Below are 18,535 nucleotides of genomic sequence, written 5' to 3'. Positions count from 1 at the left end.
AGTGTGGATAAATACACAGAAAATAAAAAGTCATTAAGGATAGTCAATGGCAACACCATTACCGATAAACGTAGGGCGATTAACGCAAATAGCGGGATTTGAGCTTGTACGTATGTTTTTAACTAAACGTGGACTTATTGCATTAGCTGCCTTTGCATTGGTGTGGCTAATAATACTGCGCTACCCAATAGGGCAGGCAGTAGGCATTGTAAGTGCGCCCGATTTTGAGCAAATAGCCCGTGATATATCAGGTTCTATTGGTTTAAGTAAATTATTGGATTGGCCTGAGGCCGAATTTGCTATGTACTGGTTAATAGCCCTGTATAGCTTTCCTGTTTTTGGTTTATTTATTTGTAGCGACCAAACGGTAGGCGACAGAGAGCGCGGCACACTAAGGTTTTTATCACTGCGCTCCACTCGCTTTGAAATACTGTTTGGCCGTTTTTTAGGGCAGCTAGGAGTATTAGCCTGCTTGGTGGGTATAACGCTTGTGGCTACGCTCGCGGTACTAGGGTTTAGAGATCCAAGTTTACTGGCTGGTGGTTTTGCTCGTGCGCTTTCTATATTTTTAATATTAGTGATTACTCTGTGCCCATTTGTAGCACTTATGACGTTAATAAATACCTTTGCTCGCTCATCGCGTTTATCTATTGTATTGGCAATTTTATATTTTGCAGCAGGCGGTATTGTTGTGGGAATACTACAATGGCAAATACCCGCATTAGGCTTGCTTGATTATTTATTTCCGGGTGTGCAATTAGAGCTATTAGCGGGGCAAAATTTACCATTATTGAGCGCTGTGGCTATTCCCCTTGTGCAAACTGCAGTGCTACTAAGCGTTGCTCAACGTATTTTTGCAAGGAGCTCACTATGAGACCATTAATTACAGCTAGCGGTTTGAGTAAATCGTATGGTGCAAAACTTGCGCTTAATAATGTGGACTTTGAAATTAACAAAGGCGCGCCAGTGGCGCTTGTTGGGCCAAATGGTGCGGGTAAAACTACCTTATTTAGTTTGTTGTGCGGCTATTTAGCACCAAGTAAAGGCAGCCTTGAAATATTAGGGCATAAACCTGGTAGTGCTGCTTTATTTAATAAAGTAAGTGCATTACCGCAAGACGCACAACTTGACCCCCGTTTTAATATAGACAAGCAACTCGCCTTTTATGCAAAGCTGCAAGGTATGGGGGCAAAGCAAAGCCAAACTGAGGCGCTACGTGTACTTGATTTGGTTGGCTTAAAAGAAATTGCAAAGCAGCGTGCAGGGGACTTATCGCACGGTATGCGCAAGCGCGTTGCGATAGCGCAAGCACTTATTGGCGCGCCACAAATTGTAATGCTTGATGAAGCAACCGCAGGGCTTGATCCGATTCATGCCAGAGAAGTACGTGAGCTTGTATCTGAATTAAGTGAGCAGGCTACATTTATTTTAAGCTCTCACGATTTAACAGAGCTTGAGCGACTATGCTCACAGGTACTTCATTTAGATAAAGGCGTACTAAGCGAGCATCAAACAAAAACTAATAATACAGATAAACACTTTTATACATTAATGCTAAGCGAGGCTTATCAAAATGTTGAGCAACAGCTTCAAGCAATTGCAGGTGTGAGTCGTGTGTATATGAGTCAACATAAAGAATATGTAGTTGAGTATCAGCCAACGAGCGATCCACTTGATATTGCACTACTGAATTTTTGTCATCAACAACACTGGCAGTACAGGCAGTTAGTTAATGGTCATACATTAGAGAATCAAATATTTAAACAGGAGAAAGTATAATGGGTTTACTTAGCGGACTTATGGGTAATGCAAGTGAAGTTGACGATTCTGATTTAGAAAAAATCCTCGCCAATACATTAATTGACGGCGAGCAAGTAGAAAAAGCATATAAAGTAGTACGTGATATGTTTATTTTTACTAATAAGCGCTTAATTTTAATTGATAAGCAAGGTATGACCGGCTCTAAAATGGAAATGGTGAGCATTGCTTACTCTAAAATAACTAAGTTTAGTAAAGAAAGTGCAGGCCATTTTGACTTAGATGCCGAACTAAAAATATGGGTTGGCTCAGATCCTACACCAATTAGTAAAGAATTTAAGTCTGGCGATAACATTAATGATGTTTATCGAATTATTAGTCAACATGCACTTTAGGTACAAATTGCATTGTATTTATTGGCTTTTTTATTGATGCATATTTTAAGTAGTTGTTGACTAAATGTAGCAACTACTCTAAGTTAACATTTAGTAACAATAACTTATAATTTATCTAATAAATACAGGTGGTTAGTTGAGCTGTCGTTCAGTTTTGATTCAGTTTTTAGGCGCTAGGATGTGCCCCGACTTTAGCAACACAGCTAGAGCGTAAAAAGTAATATACATAGGGAAATTAAAAATGAAAAAGTTAGCCGTTATTATTTCGAGCATTTTATTATCAAGCGCTGCAACCACTGCAATGGCCGCAGATACTTACCAATCAATCAGCCATGTAGGATACATGGACACTGATGGTAATGACACGGTGAGCGTTGACTCAACTTATTATTTTTCTCCAAAAGCGACTTTAGGTCCTTACGATCAATTTGAGTACATCAATAAGCAAACAAATGTTTATGGTGCATACAGTGATAATGACTTTGGAGATGTTACTCGCGTTGGCGGTGAGTATTTTGTAGAAGATTTTGTATTAGGTGCACAGTACAATAATTTCGATAGTGATTTTGGCTCAAGCACGGATGTAATTGAACTTTCTGCTGGTTACTTCTTTAATCCAAACCTTGTACTAAAAGCAACGTTTGTAGATTTCGAAGATGCTGACAATCATTTTATGTTTGACTTAGCATATAATCACGAATTAAACAGCACTGATTACATCGGCTTTACAGTAACATCAGATGATGAGTTTGATTACCGTGCAGTAGCAGCAAAGTACTTTGTTGATTTACAACAAGGTAACTACTTAACTGTTGAAGGTAAATTTGAAGATGTTGATGGCGGTTCAAGTAACTGGGAATTAGCATCTAACTACTATTTCAGCAAAGCAACATCGGTTTTTGTTACAGTTAATAAAAATGATGATTACACTCTTGGTGCTCAACACTTTTTCAACAACAATGTTGGTTTAGAAGTAGGTTATGGCAATAACTGGGATGATTCTGATTATGATGCTTACTTTGCAAATGTAAGCTTACAGTTCTAATTCGGCTGTAAATTAGTAATATAATACTAAAAGCCCGCTCAATTGAGCGGGCTTTTGCGTTTAGCACTATTTATCAGCGGCAGTTACGGCCTTCATTTTGCTTCGCGTGTACTTCTTTTGAGTTTTTCAAGTTTGCGTATATTCATACCAATTCCAATAAATAGCTGATCTATTTTACTTGCTAAAAACAACCCATTTCTTTGTTGTAAATTTCGCAAAGGGAACAACCATTTACATCAATTTACGCCTAGAACTGAATTATTTTTTCGGCGTAAAATTTAGATCACATACTTAATGGAATTGGTATCGCACTGCACGGTTCAGTTCTTTTTCTGTTTTTTGTTATAAATGCATTTGCATCTTAAGCAGTTACGGCTTTTTAATTTGTGTTGAATCTCTCGTATCTATGATATTCCTTAATTTATTATTTAACCTGAACTCTGGTTAAGAGATTTAGTAACGTATTGAATCATGGTGATATTTAAATTTATTTTCTCTAGCCAGAGGTTTTCAGTGAAAACAAGGCGAATTTACGCGTCAACAGCGGGCCTATTGCAAGTAAATTCAACACAGTTAGCGCTGAAAATAGCTGCTTGAGATAGATTTATTATCCATAACCCAGCTTATTTAGATCAAAGATAATAGTAGTGAATTTTTAAATAATAGAATGAATGCGTTGAGGCAATAGAGTCACTGCGCAAGGATTGTATTTAAACTAAGATGGGTCATAATTGAGCTACTATTTAATTCAATGTGTAAGGAATGTGCGCATGTCAGTATTTATTATTTTACTGGTTGTGGTGGTGGTTATTTTTGCAGTTAAAGATATACGCCTTAATCTGATCAGTAGACCCACGTTTAAAATGTTCAAAAAGGTACTTCCGCCGCTATCGCAAACAGAGCGAGAGGCGATGGAAGCAGGTGATGTTTGGTGGGATGGTGAGTTATTTAGTGGTAACCCAGACTGGCAAAAACTGCACCGCTTTCCTAAACCAGAGCTTAGCGATAAAGAAAACGCATTTATGGCTAACCAAGTAGAAACCTTATTGGCGATGCTTGATGATTATCAAATTGTACAAAAAGACAAAGACTTACCAAAAGAAGTGTGGGATTACCTAAAAACAGAAGGTTTTTTTGCACTGATCATTCCTGAAAAATTTGGGGGGCGTGAGTTCTCCGCAATTGCTAATTCAACGATAGTGTCAAAAATTTCGACTAAAAGTCTAACTGCCGCAGTCACTGTTATGGTGCCTAATAGCTTAGGTCCAGGCGAATTGCTTCTTCATTATGGTACTAAAGAGCAGCAAGATCGTTGGCTGCCAAGTTTAGCTAATGGCACAGATGTGCCTTGTTTTGCATTAACGGGCCCAGAGGCGGGTTCTGATGCTGGCAGCATTCCTGATTCAGGCGTGGTGTGTATGGGGGAGCACAATGGCGAGCAAGTAATAGGCCTGCGTTTAAATTGGTCAAAGCGCTACATTACACTTGCACCAGTGGCTACTGTACTAGGCTTAGCGTTTAAAATGTATGATCCAGATGCTTTATTAGGTGATAAAAAAGAGCTGGGTATTACGTGTGCGCTTATACCAACCGATCATCCGGGTGTTGAAACGGGTGAGCGTCATTATCCGCTTAATATGGCCTTTATGAATGGCACAACGTACGGTAAAGATGTATTTATACCACTGGATTGGATTATTGGTGGACAAGAGTGCGCAGGACGTGGTTGGAGAATGCTTGTTGAGTGTTTAAGTGCAGGGCGTGGTATATCGCTACCAGCATTAAGTGCAGCAACCGGGCACTTAGCTTCAAAAATGACATCGGCATACGCCATGGTACGCCAGCAGTTTGGTGTATCTATAGGGCAATTTGAAGGTGTGCAAGAGGCACTTGCGCGTATTGGTGGTTTAACTTACACACTTGAGTCGTGCAGATTAATGACCGCAGGTGCGATTGATTTAAAATTAAGCCCGTCGGTTGTAACAGCGATTGCTAAATACCATATGACTGAAATGGGTCGTACGGTAATGAACGATGCAATGGATATTCATTCAGGTAAAGGAATTCAAGTAGGGCCTAATAACTATTTGGCGCATGGTTATATGGGGATTCCGGTATCAATTACGGTAGAAGGCGCGAATATTTTAACGCGTAATTTAATGATATTTGGCCAAGGTGCAACACGCTGTCATCCATTTGTTTTAAAAGAAATGGAAGCCGCTGCAATGGAAGATGACGACGCAGCACTTGAACAATTTGATGGTTTATTAATGAACCATATAATATTTGCAGCAAGTAATGCAGGTATGGCATTTGTGCATGGCTTAACACGTAGTTATTTTGCTAAAGCGCCTGTAGGTGGTGAAACGGCTGTTTATTATAAGCAACTGAGCAGAATGAGCCGAGGCTTAGCTATTTGCACAGACGTGGCTATGTTAATGCTTGGCGGTGAGCTTAAACGAAAAGAAATGATATCGGCACGTTTGGGTGATGTATTAAGTCATTTGTACTTAGCATCAACTGTTTTAAAACGTTATGAAGACGAAGGGCGCCAACAAGCTGATTTACCATTTGTAAAATATGCAATTGAGAACTCATTATTTGAAATTGGCCAAGCGTTTAATGGCTTCTTTAAAAACTTTTCAAATCCGGTTGTTAATTTTACCCTTAAACGTATCGTGTTCCCGCTTGGAAATCATTACCACAGACCAAGTGATGAAATAGCGCAAAGTATTTGCGAGCGTATGACTCAACCTGGAGTATTTAGAAACCGCTTAACGCATTTATGTTATGTAGATGAAAATGCAGGTACAGGGGTAATGGAAAGTGCATTTTTAGCTATGCATGATATGCAAGCGCAGTTTAAAGACCTAAAACAATGGCAGCGTAAGGGCAGTGTACCTGCAACGCTTGATATTGAAGGCGCTATAAATTATGCACTTGAAAATAAGTTGTTAGAGCAAACGGATGCTGATGCTATGCATCATGCTAATAAGTTACGAATGAAAGCCATTGCAGTTGATAACTTTCAACCAGGTGAGCTGTAGCGCAGTACTTTAAATACTAGGGCGTGTTGACCCTTCGTGGTTGAATTTGCAGCAGGCTGTTTGGTTTTTAGGCAAGGCAGAGCCTATGTAGTGTGGTTATTCCCCATAAATGGGCGATAACGCAGCATAAATGCCAAACATGCGCTGCCCTTTGGGTTCTTTCTAGGGACGATTAACTCTTTGTTGCTCGGTTTTTACTTAGCCCACTAGGTTACAAACCTCGCGCCGCGATTAAATCGCCCCTAGATTGAACAAACTTCAATCCACAAAGATCAACACGCCCTAGCTAAAGCGAAAAAGGCCTTACAAATGTAAGGCCTTTTTTATGTGTAATACATTTATTTTAACGAGCGTACGGGTCGGCAACTATTTTATCTACGTACCATTTTCCTTTTTTACGAAGCATTTTAACACTGCGCATTTCATCAATTTTCCCGCCATTTAGGGTGCCAGTAAAAATCAAATTTATTTTAGCTTTATCACCATATTGTTCTCGTAAACTCATATTTGACATGTCGACTTCAATAACTACCTCATCATATTGCATGTTTATCAAGTTACGAGAGAATTGTTTAGCTGTTCCGTAAGATTTCATTATGCGAGTTAGGTTAGGTGTTGCCATTTTGCTGGCTTTTTGAAGGTCTTTTTGGTTATAAAGTGCATCAAAATAAGCGGTTGCTGTATCACCTGGACTATCGCTAGATATTTTGGCATCGTCGCCGCAACCTACAATAAATAGGCAAGTTATGACACTTAGAATAGTTAGTAGTTTTTTCATTGTTATCATTATTGTTGTTGATTAAGCTTTTTAAAGTGTGTGGCTAAATTATGAATATGTAAAGAGGGAGGCAATATTTAAGGGCTGATCTTTCGATAAATAATAAAAAAGGATGCCATAAGCATCCTTTTTAAACATGTGTAGATTACTGTACTAGCTCTTGTTCACTAAACTCTTCATCAAACATTGGGCTTGATAAGTAACGCTCAGTTGCACTAGGTAGGATAACAACAATATTTTTATCTGCGTTTTCAGGTTTTTCTGCGATACGTTTAGCTGCAACAACGGCTGCACCTGATGAAATACCCACCAAAATACCTTCTTTTTTCATTAATTGATGCGCCATAGCTATTGCGTCTTCGTTAGATACAAGCTCTGCACCATCAATTAAATCCATATCTAAGTTGCCAGGAATAAAGCCTGCACCAATCCCTTGGATTTTATGAGGGCCTGGTTTGATTTCTTCACCGGCAAGCGTTTGGCTAATAACAGGAGAGTTAGTTGGCTCAACAGCAATAGACTTAACGTTTACACCTTTTTCTGTTTTAAGGAAGCGGCTAACACCTGTAATAGTACCACCAGTGCCTACACCCGCTACAAAAAAGTCTACTTTGCCGTCAAGCGCATCATAAATCTCAGGACCTGTTGTTTCAAAGTGAATTTTAGGGTTTGCAGGGTTTTCGAATTGCTGTAATAAAATATATTTATCAGGTGCCGTTGCTTGAATTTCTTTTGCTTTTTCAATTGCGCCATTCATACCTTTAGCACCGTCGGTAAGCACTAGATTTGCACCTAATGCTTTTAATAGCTTGCGACGTTCTAGGCTCATAGTATTAGGCATAGTAAGCGTTAACTTATAACCGCGTGCTGCTGCAACAAATGCAAGTGCAATACCGGTGTTACCCGATGTTGGTTCAATAAGCTCCTTACCTTCAACAAGCTGACCTGATTTTTCAGCTTCCCAAATCATTGATGCACCAATACGGCATTTGATGCTAAAGCTAGGATTACGAGATTCAACTTTAGCGTATACATTCCCACCTGTAACACGGTTAAGTTTTACTAGCGGCGTATTACCAATACTTAGTGAGTTATCTTCAAAAATAGTAGACATAATGTTCCTTTGGATACAATCTGATCAACGTGTTAATAGCCTTTGCCACTAACTATATAGACACACTTTACTGAGAGTTTAAAAAAACTAAAGTAAAGTTTGGCTATAACATATATCTATTGAGCTTATAACTAAGTGAAATTAAAATCCACAATAGCTGATACTTTAGTTATTAAAGGTGTGTACTAAATTTTTAAAGTAAGTGAGAGATGATTAGTTGAGCAATTTAAGTTAAAAATTAACTTAAAATAAGTGCAATTGATGTTTATTTGTGCAAATGAACTTCACTTGAACAGTTTTATGACACAAGCTAGGTAAAACATGATAAAAACACGTATCTAAATTCAATTAAGCAATCACAATGAAGTTAATCTTAAAATTAATTGCCGGTATTGTGGCCGGTATTTTAGTCGGACTTTACGTACCTATAACGGGTGTTGAACTTTTATTCACAGTAAAAGAGCTGATTGGTCAAATTATCTCCTTTACCATTCCACTTATTATTTTATTTTTTATTGCATCGGGTATTGCAGGCCTACCAAAAGGGTCAGGGCACTTACTTGGCAAAACCGTCGGCTTTGCTTATAGCTCTACAATTATTGCCGGTACACTTGCATTTTTATTAGTAAGTGCTGTTATCCCTTTTTTAAGCGGTGGCATTACATTCGAGGCAGAAGTTGCTACAGAAATTGGCAGCTTTATTGATTTAGAAATTCCACCTCTGATGGGGGTAATGACCGCATTAGTAACTGCTTTTGTATTTGGTATAGGCATGAGCCAATTAGAACTTGATACGCTTAAAAAGGTGTCTGATCAGGGCCGTGATGTGATTGACGGTTTATTATCAAAAGTGATTATCCCTGCTTTACCATTTTACATTGCAGGTGTATTTGCCGAAATGACGGTGGCAGGCACTGTGGTAGATACATTGCAAACATTTGGTGTAGTACTAATTGCAGCGCTTGTTATGCATTGGTTATGGTTAAGCGTTTTATATATAGCGACAGGTATATTGTTAAAACGTAATCCAATCGAATTAGTTAAAAATATGCTACCTGCCTACTTTACTGCACTGGGGACAATGTCGAGTGCGGCAACAATTCCAGTTTCGCTACAATCAAGTAAAGCAAACAAGGTAAAAGATGATGTAGCAAACTTTACCGTACCACTGTGTGCAACCATTCATTTATCTGGCTCAACTATTACTATTGTAACGTGTGCAATGGCTGTTATGTTTTTATCGCCAAACATGGAAGTACCTTCATTAATGGGGATATTGCCATTTATTATGATGCTCGGCGTCGTTATGATAGCAGCACCGGGTGCTCCAGGTGGTGCAGTCATGTCGGCGCTTGGTTTATTAACAAGCATGCTTGGGTTTAATGAAGGCGCTGTTGCATTAATGATTGCTCTTTATTTAGCACAAGATAGCTTTGGTACTGCATGTAATGTAACCGGTGATGGTATCATTGCATTATGGGTTGATCGTTTTAGCGATAAAAAATCATCTTAAACTATTAGATTGAGACAATAATATTAGTTATTGTCTCGCTTTATATATGTTACTGTGGCAAATTAATTTATTAAATTGCATGTTGTTAGGTAAATGAGGATGTTCCATTGATTAATGTACTTTTAGTTGATGACCATGAACTTGTACGAACAGGCATCAAGCGCATTCTTGATGACGTACGAGGGTTTAAAGTAATTGGCGAAGCTAAAACCGGCGAAGAGGCTGTACAGTTTTGCCGTCAGCATGCGCCAAACATCGTATTAATGGATATGAACATGCCAGGTATGGGCGGATTAGAAGCGACTAAAAAGATTTGTCGTTACTGTCCCGATGTAAAAATTATTGTGCTCACTGTTAATTGCGAAGACCCATTTCCTAGTAAAGTAATGCAAATTGGCGCGCATGGCTTTTTAACTAAAGGTGCAGGTTCTGACGAAATGGTGCGTGCTATTCGCTGTGTTCATGCAGGTCAGCGATACATAGCTCCTGAAATAGCGCAGCAAATAGCGCTAGCGCAAGTGACCGGCCGTACAGATGAAAACCCTTTTCAGAGCTTATCTGAACGTGAGCTGCAAATTATGCTTATGATCACCAAAGGTGAAAAAGCACAAGATATAGCTGAACGTTTGAACCTAAGTTCTAAAACAGTAAATAGCTATCGTTACCGTATGTTTGAAAAGCTTAATGTAGGTGGTGATGTTGAGCTTACCCACTTAGCTATTCGTCATAAAATGATTGATATAGACGTGTCGTACTAACCTATAATTTATGTCTGAATTTGATCACGTACATTTCCTCAAAACGCTATCAAGCGAGCCTGGTGTTTACCGTATGCTTGATAGTGATAGCCAAGTTATTTATGTTGGTAAAGCCAAGCATTTAAAAAAGCGTGTCAGCAGTTACTTTAGAAGTAACATTACCGACAGTAAAACACGCGTTTTAGTGAGTAATATTTGTGATATTGACGTCACACTTACTAATACTGAAACCGAAGCGCTGCTGCTTGAAAATAATCTAATAAAAAAATATCAGCCTCGCTATAACATATTATTACGCGACGATAAGTCGTATCCCTATATTTTACTAACGAGCCATAAACACCCTCGTTTAGCGTTTCATCGTGGTAGTCGTAAAATTAAAGGCGAATACTTTGGGCCATTCCCTAGTGCAGGAGCTGTATCTGAAAGCTTGCGCTTAATGCAAAAAATATTTCCTGTTCGTCAATGTGAAGATGCTTATTACCGCGCAAGAAGTCGCCCGTGTCTGCAATATCAGCTTAAGCGTTGCTCAGCTCCGTGTGTGAATAAAGTTACGGATGATGATTACAGCGAGCAAGTTGACTATGTCCGTAAGTTTTTAACGGGTAAATCTCACGAAGTTATTGCTGATTTAATAAAAAAAATGGAAGCAGCCAGCCTACAATTAAATTTTGAACTGGCGGCAAAAGTTCGCGACCAAATAATGCTACTTCGTAAAATGCAGGAGCAACAGTCTATATCTGGTAATTTTGCTGAAATGGACGTAGTTGGTTTTGCCCATTTAAACGGATTAAATGGCATTCATTTATTAATGATCCGCGATCATAAGGTACTGGGCAGTAAAACGTATTTTCCTAAAGTACCTAAAGATTCAAGTGAGCAAGAAATCCTAACCTCATTTTTAGGCCAATACTACTTAGCGCCTGGAGCAACAGGGCGTATTGCAAAAGAAATCATATTACCGTTTGAAATAGAAGAGAGCGATGCACTCGGCGAAGCACTCACACAAGTAAGTGAGCGCAAAGTAATACTTAAAGTAGTTACCCGTGGTGAGCGTGCTCAATACTTACAACTGGCCAACAAAAATGCATTAAACAGTATTGCAGTTAAGCAAAGTACCCAAGACTCTATTAATAAACGTTATGCACAATTAAAAGCAACACTGCGACTTGACGATATTACTCGAATGGAATGTTTTGATATAAGCCACACCATGGGAGAGAACACTGTTGCAAGTTGTGTTGTATTTGATTCTCAAGGACCAAATACTAAAGAGTACAGGCGCTATAACGTAACGGGTATTACCGGTGGTGATGATTACGCTGCAATGGAGTTTGCGCTTAATAAGCGTTACAACAAATTAGTAGATGAAGACAAAATTCCAGACGTTATCTTTATAGACGGTGGTAAAGGGCAACTGGGGCGTGCGGAGCAGTACTTTTCTAACTGGCCGCATACAAAAATGCCATTATTGGTCGGTGTTGCTAAAGGTACTAGCCGTAAACCAGGCCTTGAAACACTATTGATTGACGGTGGTCGAAAAACTATCCCAATGGATTCTGATGCACCAGCACTGCATTTGATTCAGCATATACGCGACGAATCTCATCGCTTTGCTATTGCAGGGCATCGTAATAAACGTCAAAAACAACGAACACAATCACTATTAGAAGAAATAAATGGAGTAGGTTCTAAACGTCGCCAAACATTATTAAAATATTTAGGGGGCATGCAGGGAGTAAAAGCTGCTAATATAGAACAGTTAAAGAAAGTTCCTGGGATCAGCCCTGACATGGCTGAGAAGATATTTAACCATTTGCATGACAAGGGCTAGCCCTACATGCGAATATAGAAAAAAAGACATATCCAAGTAGTTATGTGGAATATTCCAAACACACTCACAACATTTAGACTTTTTCTTATCCCCGTTTTTTTGGTGATATTTTATTTGCCTTATAGCTGGGCTTTTTTTGCTGCCGCTTTTATTTTTTGGCTTGCATCAATAACCGATATACTCGACGGTTATTTAGCAAGAAAGCTTGAGCAATCAACTCCTTTTGGTGCTTTTTTAGATCCCGTTGCTGATAAAGTAATGGTATGTGCTGCGCTAGTCGCATTATCTGATCAGTACCAATCAATGTATATGACAATACCCGCTCTTATTATAATAAGTCGTGAAATTATCATATCTGCACTTCGTGAATGGATGGCAGAGCAAGGTAAGCGTGGTAACGTCGCCGTATCAAATATGGGTAAAATAAAGACGGCTGCACAAATGTTAGCCATTATCGGTTTGATTTGGCAATATGATACGTGGATGAACTATTTAAGTTTTGGACTACTGTATATTGCGACCTTTTTAACCTTGAGTTCAATGCTGCAATATTTACGTGCAGCGTGGGGCGAATTGACTAAAAATTAACTCTAAATGTATAATAACGCACCGTTTTAGATAAAAAACAAGCAAACAGTTCAAAACTAGCATTTTTTGTATTGACGCGTTTAATAATCTCTGTAGAATGCGTCCGTGTTGAGAGGGCATAGCCCCCTAGATAAACAAAACGGTAATTAATCAGTTACCTAAATGACTCACATAAGTAATCATGTGATAATTAAAATAACTGATAAATAAAATGCGGTACTAGCTCAGTTGGTAGAGCGCGACCTTGCCAAGGTCGAGGTCACGAGTTCGAGCCTCGTGTACCGCTCCAAGTTTATCTTAAGGTTAATACCCCGTACAGGGGCGGAATGGCAGAGTGGCCATGCACCGGATTGCAAATCCGTCTACCTCGGTTCGACTCCGGGTTCCGCCTCCATTTCAACACTCCACACGCTTTAATTAGCAAACTCGATGCCCGAGTGGTGGAATTGGTAGACACAAGGGATTTAAAATCCCTCGACTAACAAGTCGTGCCGGTTCAAGTCCGGCCTCGGGCACCACTTTGTGGTTTAATTGCATTACCAAGTGTAATTTATAAAATGGTTAATTTAGAATTAATATGATGCGGTACTAGCTCAGTTGGTAGAGCGCGACCTTGCCAAGGTCGAGGTCACGAGTTCGAGCCTCGTGTACCGCTCCATATTAGTTTTATCCACTTGCTTTTAATAGCAAACTCGATGCCCGAGTGGTGGAATTGGTAGACACAAGGGATTTAAAATCCCTCGACTAACAAGTCGTGCCGGTTCAAGTCCGGCCTCGGGCACCACTTTAAATTATTTTACCAAGATGATTTAAAGTTGATAAAACAGTATTTTGCGGTACTAGCTCAGTTGGTAGAGCGCGACCTTGCCAAGGTCGAGGTCACGAGTTCGAGCCTCGTGTACCGCTCCAAATTATTTGGACACATTTAGGCGGAATGGCAGAGTGGCCATGCACCGGATTGCAAATCCGTTTACCTCGGTTCGACTCCGGGTTCCGCCTCCATATAATTTACTCCACACGCTTTAATTAGCAAACTCGATGCCCGAGTGGTGGAATTGGTAGACACAAGGGATTTAAAATCCCTCGACTAACAAGTCGTGCCGGTTCAAGTCCGGCCTCGGGCACCATCTTTATATTAAGTACTCCGCTTAAAAACCATTTAATACACCTTCTAATATATAAAAAATACCCAGCAAGAACCTGATTTACTATTTTTATGTTTTCTATGATTTATATTATCTTGATATGCACTATTTTATGCATAGTCTACCCAATAATAGCGTTGTGTGATAGTGCATTAAGAGTTTGTATATCTATTGTATTAAAGATATATATGAGTAAGCATAATGTAATATTTCCAAACCCAATCCTATAGCGCCTCAAATAAACCAGCCATGCAATCCTTAGCGACACACAGTACTAATGCTAATGAATACACTTTGAACTGAACTAAGCGTCATAGACTTATGATACCAACCAGTAAAGTAGGCCATTAGCTTTAAAAAATTCAAAACAGTAAAGCAATCTACACCTCGAGAGCAAACAACCTTGAAAGCAAAGTTCAAACACTCATGTACTGGTAGCATAAAGTAATACCAATCTGCTTATATATGGGGTCTATTTAAGGTTAAGAAAATTACGTTAGAACTAGACAAAATTTTTTGTATCTGGTTGTTCTAAATAAAAAATTTTTAACGACGTTATAGTGCAATTTAATTTGTTAAATTGCTTAAAGATTTATGCAGGTTGGTATAATTATCGAATTGGTTAGTAATACATGTTCATTGGAAGTTAAAAATCACGGGTAATAGTAAGTCTAGAGTTATGGTGAGAACTCCAAATAGGCAATCAATAAAGCACTTATGCAGAATTATTGGCATTGAACACCTATTTTTTGTAGGTTGTCTTATCTAAGCTAATAATTAGATAATATCTATATAGTACATATCGTCCGTAACTGCTTTTCATTTATAAAGGGTAGAGTGACTTAATGTAAGTGCTTTTTATTTTAGAACTAAAAAAGCGAGCCGTAGCTCGCTGGTTGTTGTTTATTTCCAGGCCTCAGGATCGACCTCTTTAGCAAGTTTAGGATGCTTACTTTTGTCAAAGGTGGGTATTAAGCCCTTTTTGTGTTGTTCGTTATAGTCTTTTGAAAGCCATACAACAACACCTGAAAGCATAAATAGCGCTATAACGTTGACAATGGCCATTAAGCCCATTGATATATCTGCCAGCGTCCAAATTAAACCAAGCTCACCAACAGCACCAAACATCACCATACCTAAAACCACCAGTCTAAAGATAAACATACCTTTATTAGAGTTGTGCTCTAAAAACATTAAATTTGTTTCAGCGTAAGAGTAATTAGCCACAATAGAAGTAAAAGCAAAAAACAATATAGCAATAGCAATAAAGTAAGTACCCCAATCGCCAACATGTTCTTGTAATGCTGCTTGTGTAAGTTCAATCCCCATAACACCAGATTCAGGTACTAATTGCTGAGATAGTAATATAAGAGAAGCAGTCGCTGTACAAATAACAATAGTATCGATAAATACACCTAACATTTGCACATAACCTTGTGATGCAGGATGAGGAGGGTAAGGCGTCGCAGTAGCTGCGGCGTTAGCTGCACTACCCATACCGGCTTCGTTTGAGAATAAGCCACGCTTTATACCTTGGATCATCGCTTGTGTGACACCGTATCCAATAGCACCAGCACCAGCTTGTTCAATACCAAAAGCACTTTTTATAATAAGCACTAGCACATCTGGTAGTGCAGTAAAGTTAGTGGCGCATACATAAAGAGCAACCAGCAGGTAAGCTAATGCCATAAATGGCACAACCATTTCAGCAAAACGTGAAATGGTTTTTAGGCCACCAAAAATAATGATGCCAGAACCAATAACCAACAAAATGCCTACTATATACTTAGGTACATCAAACGCGACTTCAAATGCTGCAGCAATAGAGTTCGATTGTACGGCGTTAAATACTAAACCAAAGGCTAAAATTAAACATAACGAGAATAAAACGCCCATCCAGCGTTTACCTAAACCATTTTGCATATAATAAGCAGGGCCACCTCTAAAATTGCCTTCGGCGTCTTTTGTTTTATAAGCTTGTGCTAAGGTACTCTCGGCAAAGCTTGTAGCCATACCAATTAAGGCTATAGTCCACATCCAAAAAATAGCACCTGGGCCACCCAAATATAAAGCAACAGCAACGCCAGCCATGTTACCCGTGCCAACACGTGCAGCTAATGAAGTACAAAAAGCCTGAAAAGATGAAATTTCGTTGTCGGCACATTTACGAGAGCCAAACATAACTTTGAACATATGTGGAAATTGCACAAATTGAATAAAGCCTAGTCGAAAAGTAAAGAAGAGGCCCGCTGCTATTAATAAGTAGACGAGAACTTGCCCCCATAGAAGGGCACTTATACTATTTATTATGTCTGTCATGGATACTGCCTAAATACATGAGTTAAAAAAAGTGACCGCAACTTATCACATCAAGATAAAAGTGTTTAGTTTTAAAGTTCAAAAACAGAGTTATCAACAGGGTTTTGTGGGTAACTTGTGCTTATCATGTGCGCTTGCTTGGGGCTTAATTTTAATTACTATTTTATGTAAATAACGCTTGCGTAAAATGCGCCGCTCCCTATAATGCGACCCCACTGAGACGGGAAACGCCAACGCATAGCGAGGCACGAACTACTCAGAGAGTTAAATAAAACTTCGGTTTTAAATCTTCCAAAAGAAAGTTTAAAACTAAGTATTGACTCGAAAAATAAAGGGTGTATTATTCGCATCCCTTGAGTCGCTAAAGCGACTCAAAACGTTCTTTAACAATATAAAGCAATCATCTGTGTGGGCACTCGTACAGATTGAGTTCTAACAGCCAAGCTTAGTTCGCTAAGTAAGGCAAACAAATTAGAGTCTCAATTGAAAACTGAGTGACCAACAGAATAGTTATTTCGGTAATTATTCGGCACAGTCAATTCAATATCGAAAGATATTAAAAAATTCAGAATTCATTGAGCTGTCGAAAGACATAAAACTTTTTAATTGAAGAGTTTGATCATGGCTCAGATTGAACGCTGGCGGCAGGCCTAACACATGCAAGTCGAGCGGTAACAGAGAGTAGCTTGCTACTTTGCTGACGAGCGGCGGACGGGTGAGTAATGCTTGGGAACATGCCTTGAGGTGGGGGACAACAGTTGGAAACGACTGCTAATACCGCATAATGTCTACGGACCAAAGGGGGCTTCGGCTCTCGCCTTTAGATTGGCCCAAGTGGGATTAGCTAGTTGGTGAGGTAATGGCTCACCAAGGCGACGATCCCTAGCTGGTTTGAGAGGATGATCAGCCACACTGGGACTGAGACACGGCCCAGACTCCTACGGGAGGCAGCAGTGGGGAATATTGCACAATGGGCGCAAGCCTGATGCAGCCATGCCGCGTGTGTGAAGAAGGCCTTCGGGTTGTAAAGCACTTTCAGTCAGGAGGAAAGGTTAACGGTTAATACCCGTTAGCTGTGACGTTACTGACAGAAGAAGCACCGGCTAACTCCGTGCCAGCAGCCGCGGTAATACGGAGGGTGCGAGCGTTAATCGGAATTACTGGGCGTAAAGCGTACGCAGGCGGTTTGTTAAGCGAGATGTGAAAGCCCCGGGCTCAACCTGGGAACTGCATTTCGAACTGGCAAACTAGAGTGTGATAGAGGGTGGTAGAATTTCAGGTGTAGCGGTGAAATGCGTAGAGATCTGAAGGAATACCGATGGCGAAGGCAGCCACCTGGGTCAACACTGACGCTCATGTACGAAAGCGTGGGGAGCAAACGGGATTAGATACCCCGGTAGTCCACGCCGTAAACGATGTCTACTAGAAGCTCGGAGCCTCGGTTCTGTTTTTCAAAGCTAACGCATTAAGTAGACCGCCTGGGGAGTACGGCCGCAAGGTTAAAACTCAAATGAATTGACGGGGGCCCGCACAAGCGGTGGAGCATGTGGTTTAATTCGATGCAACGCGAAGAACCTTACCTACACTTGACATACAGAGAACTTACCAGAGATGGTTTGGTGCCTTCGGGAACTCTGATACAGGTGCTGCATGGCTGTCGTCAGCTCGTGTTGTGAGATGTTGGGTTAAGTCCCGCAACGAGCGCAACCCCTATCCTTAGTTGCTAGCAGGTAATGCTGAGAACTCTAAGGAGACTGCCGGTGATAAACCGGAGGAAGGTGGGGACGACGTCAAGTCATCATGGCCCTTACGTGTAGGGCTACACACGTGCTACAATGGCGCATACAGAGTGCTGCGAACCTGCGAAGGTAAGCGAATCACTTAAAGTGCGTCGTAGTCCGGATTGGAGTCTGCAACTCGACTCCATGAAGTCGGAATCGCTAGTAATCGCGTATCAGAATGACGCGGTGAATACGTTCCCGGGCCTTGTACACACCGCCCGTCACACCATGGGAGTGGGTTGCTCCAGAAGTAGATAGTCTAACCCTCGGGAGGACGTTTACCACGGAGTGATTCATGACTGGGGTGAAGTCGTAACAAGGTAGCCCTAGGGGAACCTGGGGCTGGATCACCTCCTTATACGATTTAGAACTTATTTGTTCGTAGTGTCCACACAGATGATTGTTAATTAGTGCTTGTCCCTTTGGGATAACTAATTAATATGCTCTTTAAAAATTTGGA

The 18,535-nt window shown here is 40.1% G+C and carries 12 protein-coding genes, 8 tRNA genes and 1 rRNA gene; 18 read left to right on the top strand and 3 right to left on the bottom strand.

Annotation, left to right across the window (positions count from 1 at the left end; genetic code table 11):
• Positions 1 to 46: 46 nt before the first annotated feature.
• The 5 genes from AOR04_RS11360 (at position 47) to AOR04_RS11340 (ending at position 6,245) form a co-directional block, all read left to right on the top strand.
• Positions 47 to 874, top strand: coding sequence for an ABC transporter permease (locus AOR04_RS11360; RefSeq protein WP_007377981.1), 828 nt, complete (start codon positions 47 to 49; stop codon positions 872 to 874).
• A complete protein-coding gene (locus tag AOR04_RS11355; protein WP_096793399.1) occupies positions 871 to 1,779 on the top strand; it encodes an ABC transporter ATP-binding protein in 909 nt (302 codons plus the stop codon). Before AOR04_RS11360 ends, AOR04_RS11355 begins: the two co-directional genes overlap by 4 nt.
• Positions 1,779 to 2,153, top strand: a complete 375-nt coding sequence (locus AOR04_RS11350; RefSeq protein ID WP_007377979.1) for a PH domain-containing protein — start codon at positions 1,779 to 1,781, stop codon at positions 2,151 to 2,153. Before AOR04_RS11355 ends, AOR04_RS11350 begins: the two co-directional genes overlap by 1 nt.
• Before the next feature lie 241 nt (positions 2,154 to 2,394).
• Positions 2,395 to 3,198: a putative porin gene (locus AOR04_RS11345; protein WP_096793398.1), complete on the top strand. Its 804-nt coding sequence runs from the start codon at positions 2,395 to 2,397 to the stop codon at positions 3,196 to 3,198.
• Between the two features lie 770 nt (positions 3,199 to 3,968).
• Positions 3,969 to 6,245, top strand: coding sequence for an acyl-CoA dehydrogenase (locus AOR04_RS11340; RefSeq protein ID WP_096793397.1), 2,277 nt, complete (start codon positions 3,969 to 3,971; stop codon positions 6,243 to 6,245).
• A gap of 343 nt (positions 6,246 to 6,588) precedes the next feature.
• Here the strand turns inward: AOR04_RS11340 and AOR04_RS11335 are convergent, their stop codons facing one another.
• Both AOR04_RS11335 and cysK read right to left on the bottom strand, forming a co-directional pair.
• Positions 6,589 to 7,023, bottom strand: a complete 435-nt coding sequence (locus AOR04_RS11335) for a hypothetical protein (protein ID WP_033023777.1) — start codon at positions 7,021 to 7,023, stop codon at positions 6,589 to 6,591.
• A 145-nt stretch (positions 7,024 to 7,168) separates the two neighbouring features.
• Entirely contained in the window at positions 7,169 to 8,137 is a 969-nt protein-coding gene (gene cysK / locus AOR04_RS11330) for a cysteine synthase A (RefSeq protein WP_007377974.1), read from the bottom strand.
• 361 nt (positions 8,138 to 8,498) lie between these two features.
• On the opposite strand from cysK, the gene AOR04_RS11325 reads away from it, so the two are divergent.
• The 12 genes from AOR04_RS11325 to AOR04_RS11270 all read left to right on the top strand — a co-directional run bounded on the left by AOR04_RS11325 (position 8,499) and on the right by AOR04_RS11270 (position 13,957).
• Entirely contained in the window at positions 8,499 to 9,650 is a 1,152-nt protein-coding gene (locus tag AOR04_RS11325) for a dicarboxylate/amino acid:cation symporter (protein WP_096793396.1), read from the top strand.
• A gap of 107 nt (positions 9,651 to 9,757) precedes the next feature.
• Complete coding sequence (uvrY, locus tag AOR04_RS11320; protein WP_007377972.1) at positions 9,758 to 10,408, top strand: UvrY/SirA/GacA family response regulator transcription factor; 651 nt, start codon at positions 9,758 to 9,760, stop codon at positions 10,406 to 10,408.
• A gap of 10 nt (positions 10,409 to 10,418) precedes the next feature.
• A complete protein-coding gene (gene uvrC, locus AOR04_RS11315; protein WP_007377971.1) occupies positions 10,419 to 12,242 on the top strand; it encodes an excinuclease ABC subunit UvrC in 1,824 nt (607 codons plus the stop codon).
• A 42-nt stretch (positions 12,243 to 12,284) separates the two neighbouring features.
• Complete coding sequence (pgsA, locus tag AOR04_RS11310; RefSeq protein ID WP_033016396.1) at positions 12,285 to 12,830, top strand: CDP-diacylglycerol--glycerol-3-phosphate 3-phosphatidyltransferase; 546 nt, start codon at positions 12,285 to 12,287, stop codon at positions 12,828 to 12,830.
• A 213-nt stretch (positions 12,831 to 13,043) separates the two neighbouring features.
• Positions 13,044 to 13,119: transfer RNA gene (locus tag AOR04_RS11305), tRNA-Gly, on the top strand.
• Between the two features lie 31 nt (positions 13,120 to 13,150).
• Positions 13,151 to 13,224 (top strand) — tRNA-Cys (locus AOR04_RS11300).
• Between the two features lie 37 nt (positions 13,225 to 13,261).
• Positions 13,262 to 13,348, top strand: a tRNA-Leu gene (locus tag AOR04_RS11295).
• 64 nt (positions 13,349 to 13,412) lie between these two features.
• Positions 13,413 to 13,488 (top strand) — tRNA-Gly (locus AOR04_RS11290).
• Positions 13,489 to 13,527: 39 nt separating this feature from the next.
• Positions 13,528 to 13,614: transfer RNA gene (locus tag AOR04_RS11285), tRNA-Leu, on the top strand.
• Positions 13,615 to 13,663: 49 nt separating this feature from the next.
• Positions 13,664 to 13,739 (top strand) — tRNA-Gly (locus tag AOR04_RS11280).
• A 19-nt stretch (positions 13,740 to 13,758) separates the two neighbouring features.
• Positions 13,759 to 13,832, top strand: a tRNA-Cys gene (locus AOR04_RS11275).
• Between the two features lie 38 nt (positions 13,833 to 13,870).
• Positions 13,871 to 13,957: transfer RNA gene (locus AOR04_RS11270), tRNA-Leu, on the top strand.
• A gap of 921 nt (positions 13,958 to 14,878) precedes the next feature.
• Here AOR04_RS11270 and AOR04_RS11265 read toward each other — a convergent pair.
• On the bottom strand, positions 14,879 to 16,294 hold the full coding sequence (locus tag AOR04_RS11265) for an alanine/glycine:cation symporter family protein (protein ID WP_058230544.1): 1,416 nt from the start codon (positions 16,292 to 16,294) through the stop codon (positions 14,879 to 14,881).
• A 603-nt stretch (positions 16,295 to 16,897) separates the two neighbouring features.
• Here AOR04_RS11265 and AOR04_RS11260 point away from each other — a divergent pair.
• Positions 16,898 to 18,433, top strand: a 16S ribosomal RNA gene (locus tag AOR04_RS11260).
• Positions 18,434 to 18,535 lie beyond the last annotated feature (102 nt).

The sequence above is a fragment of the Pseudoalteromonas sp. 1_2015MBL_MicDiv genome, assembly GCF_002407505.1.
In the GTDB taxonomy this organism is placed as follows: domain Bacteria; phylum Pseudomonadota; class Gammaproteobacteria; order Enterobacterales; family Alteromonadaceae; genus Pseudoalteromonas; species Pseudoalteromonas fuliginea.
This window is presented reverse-complemented; position numbering and strand designations above follow the sequence as displayed.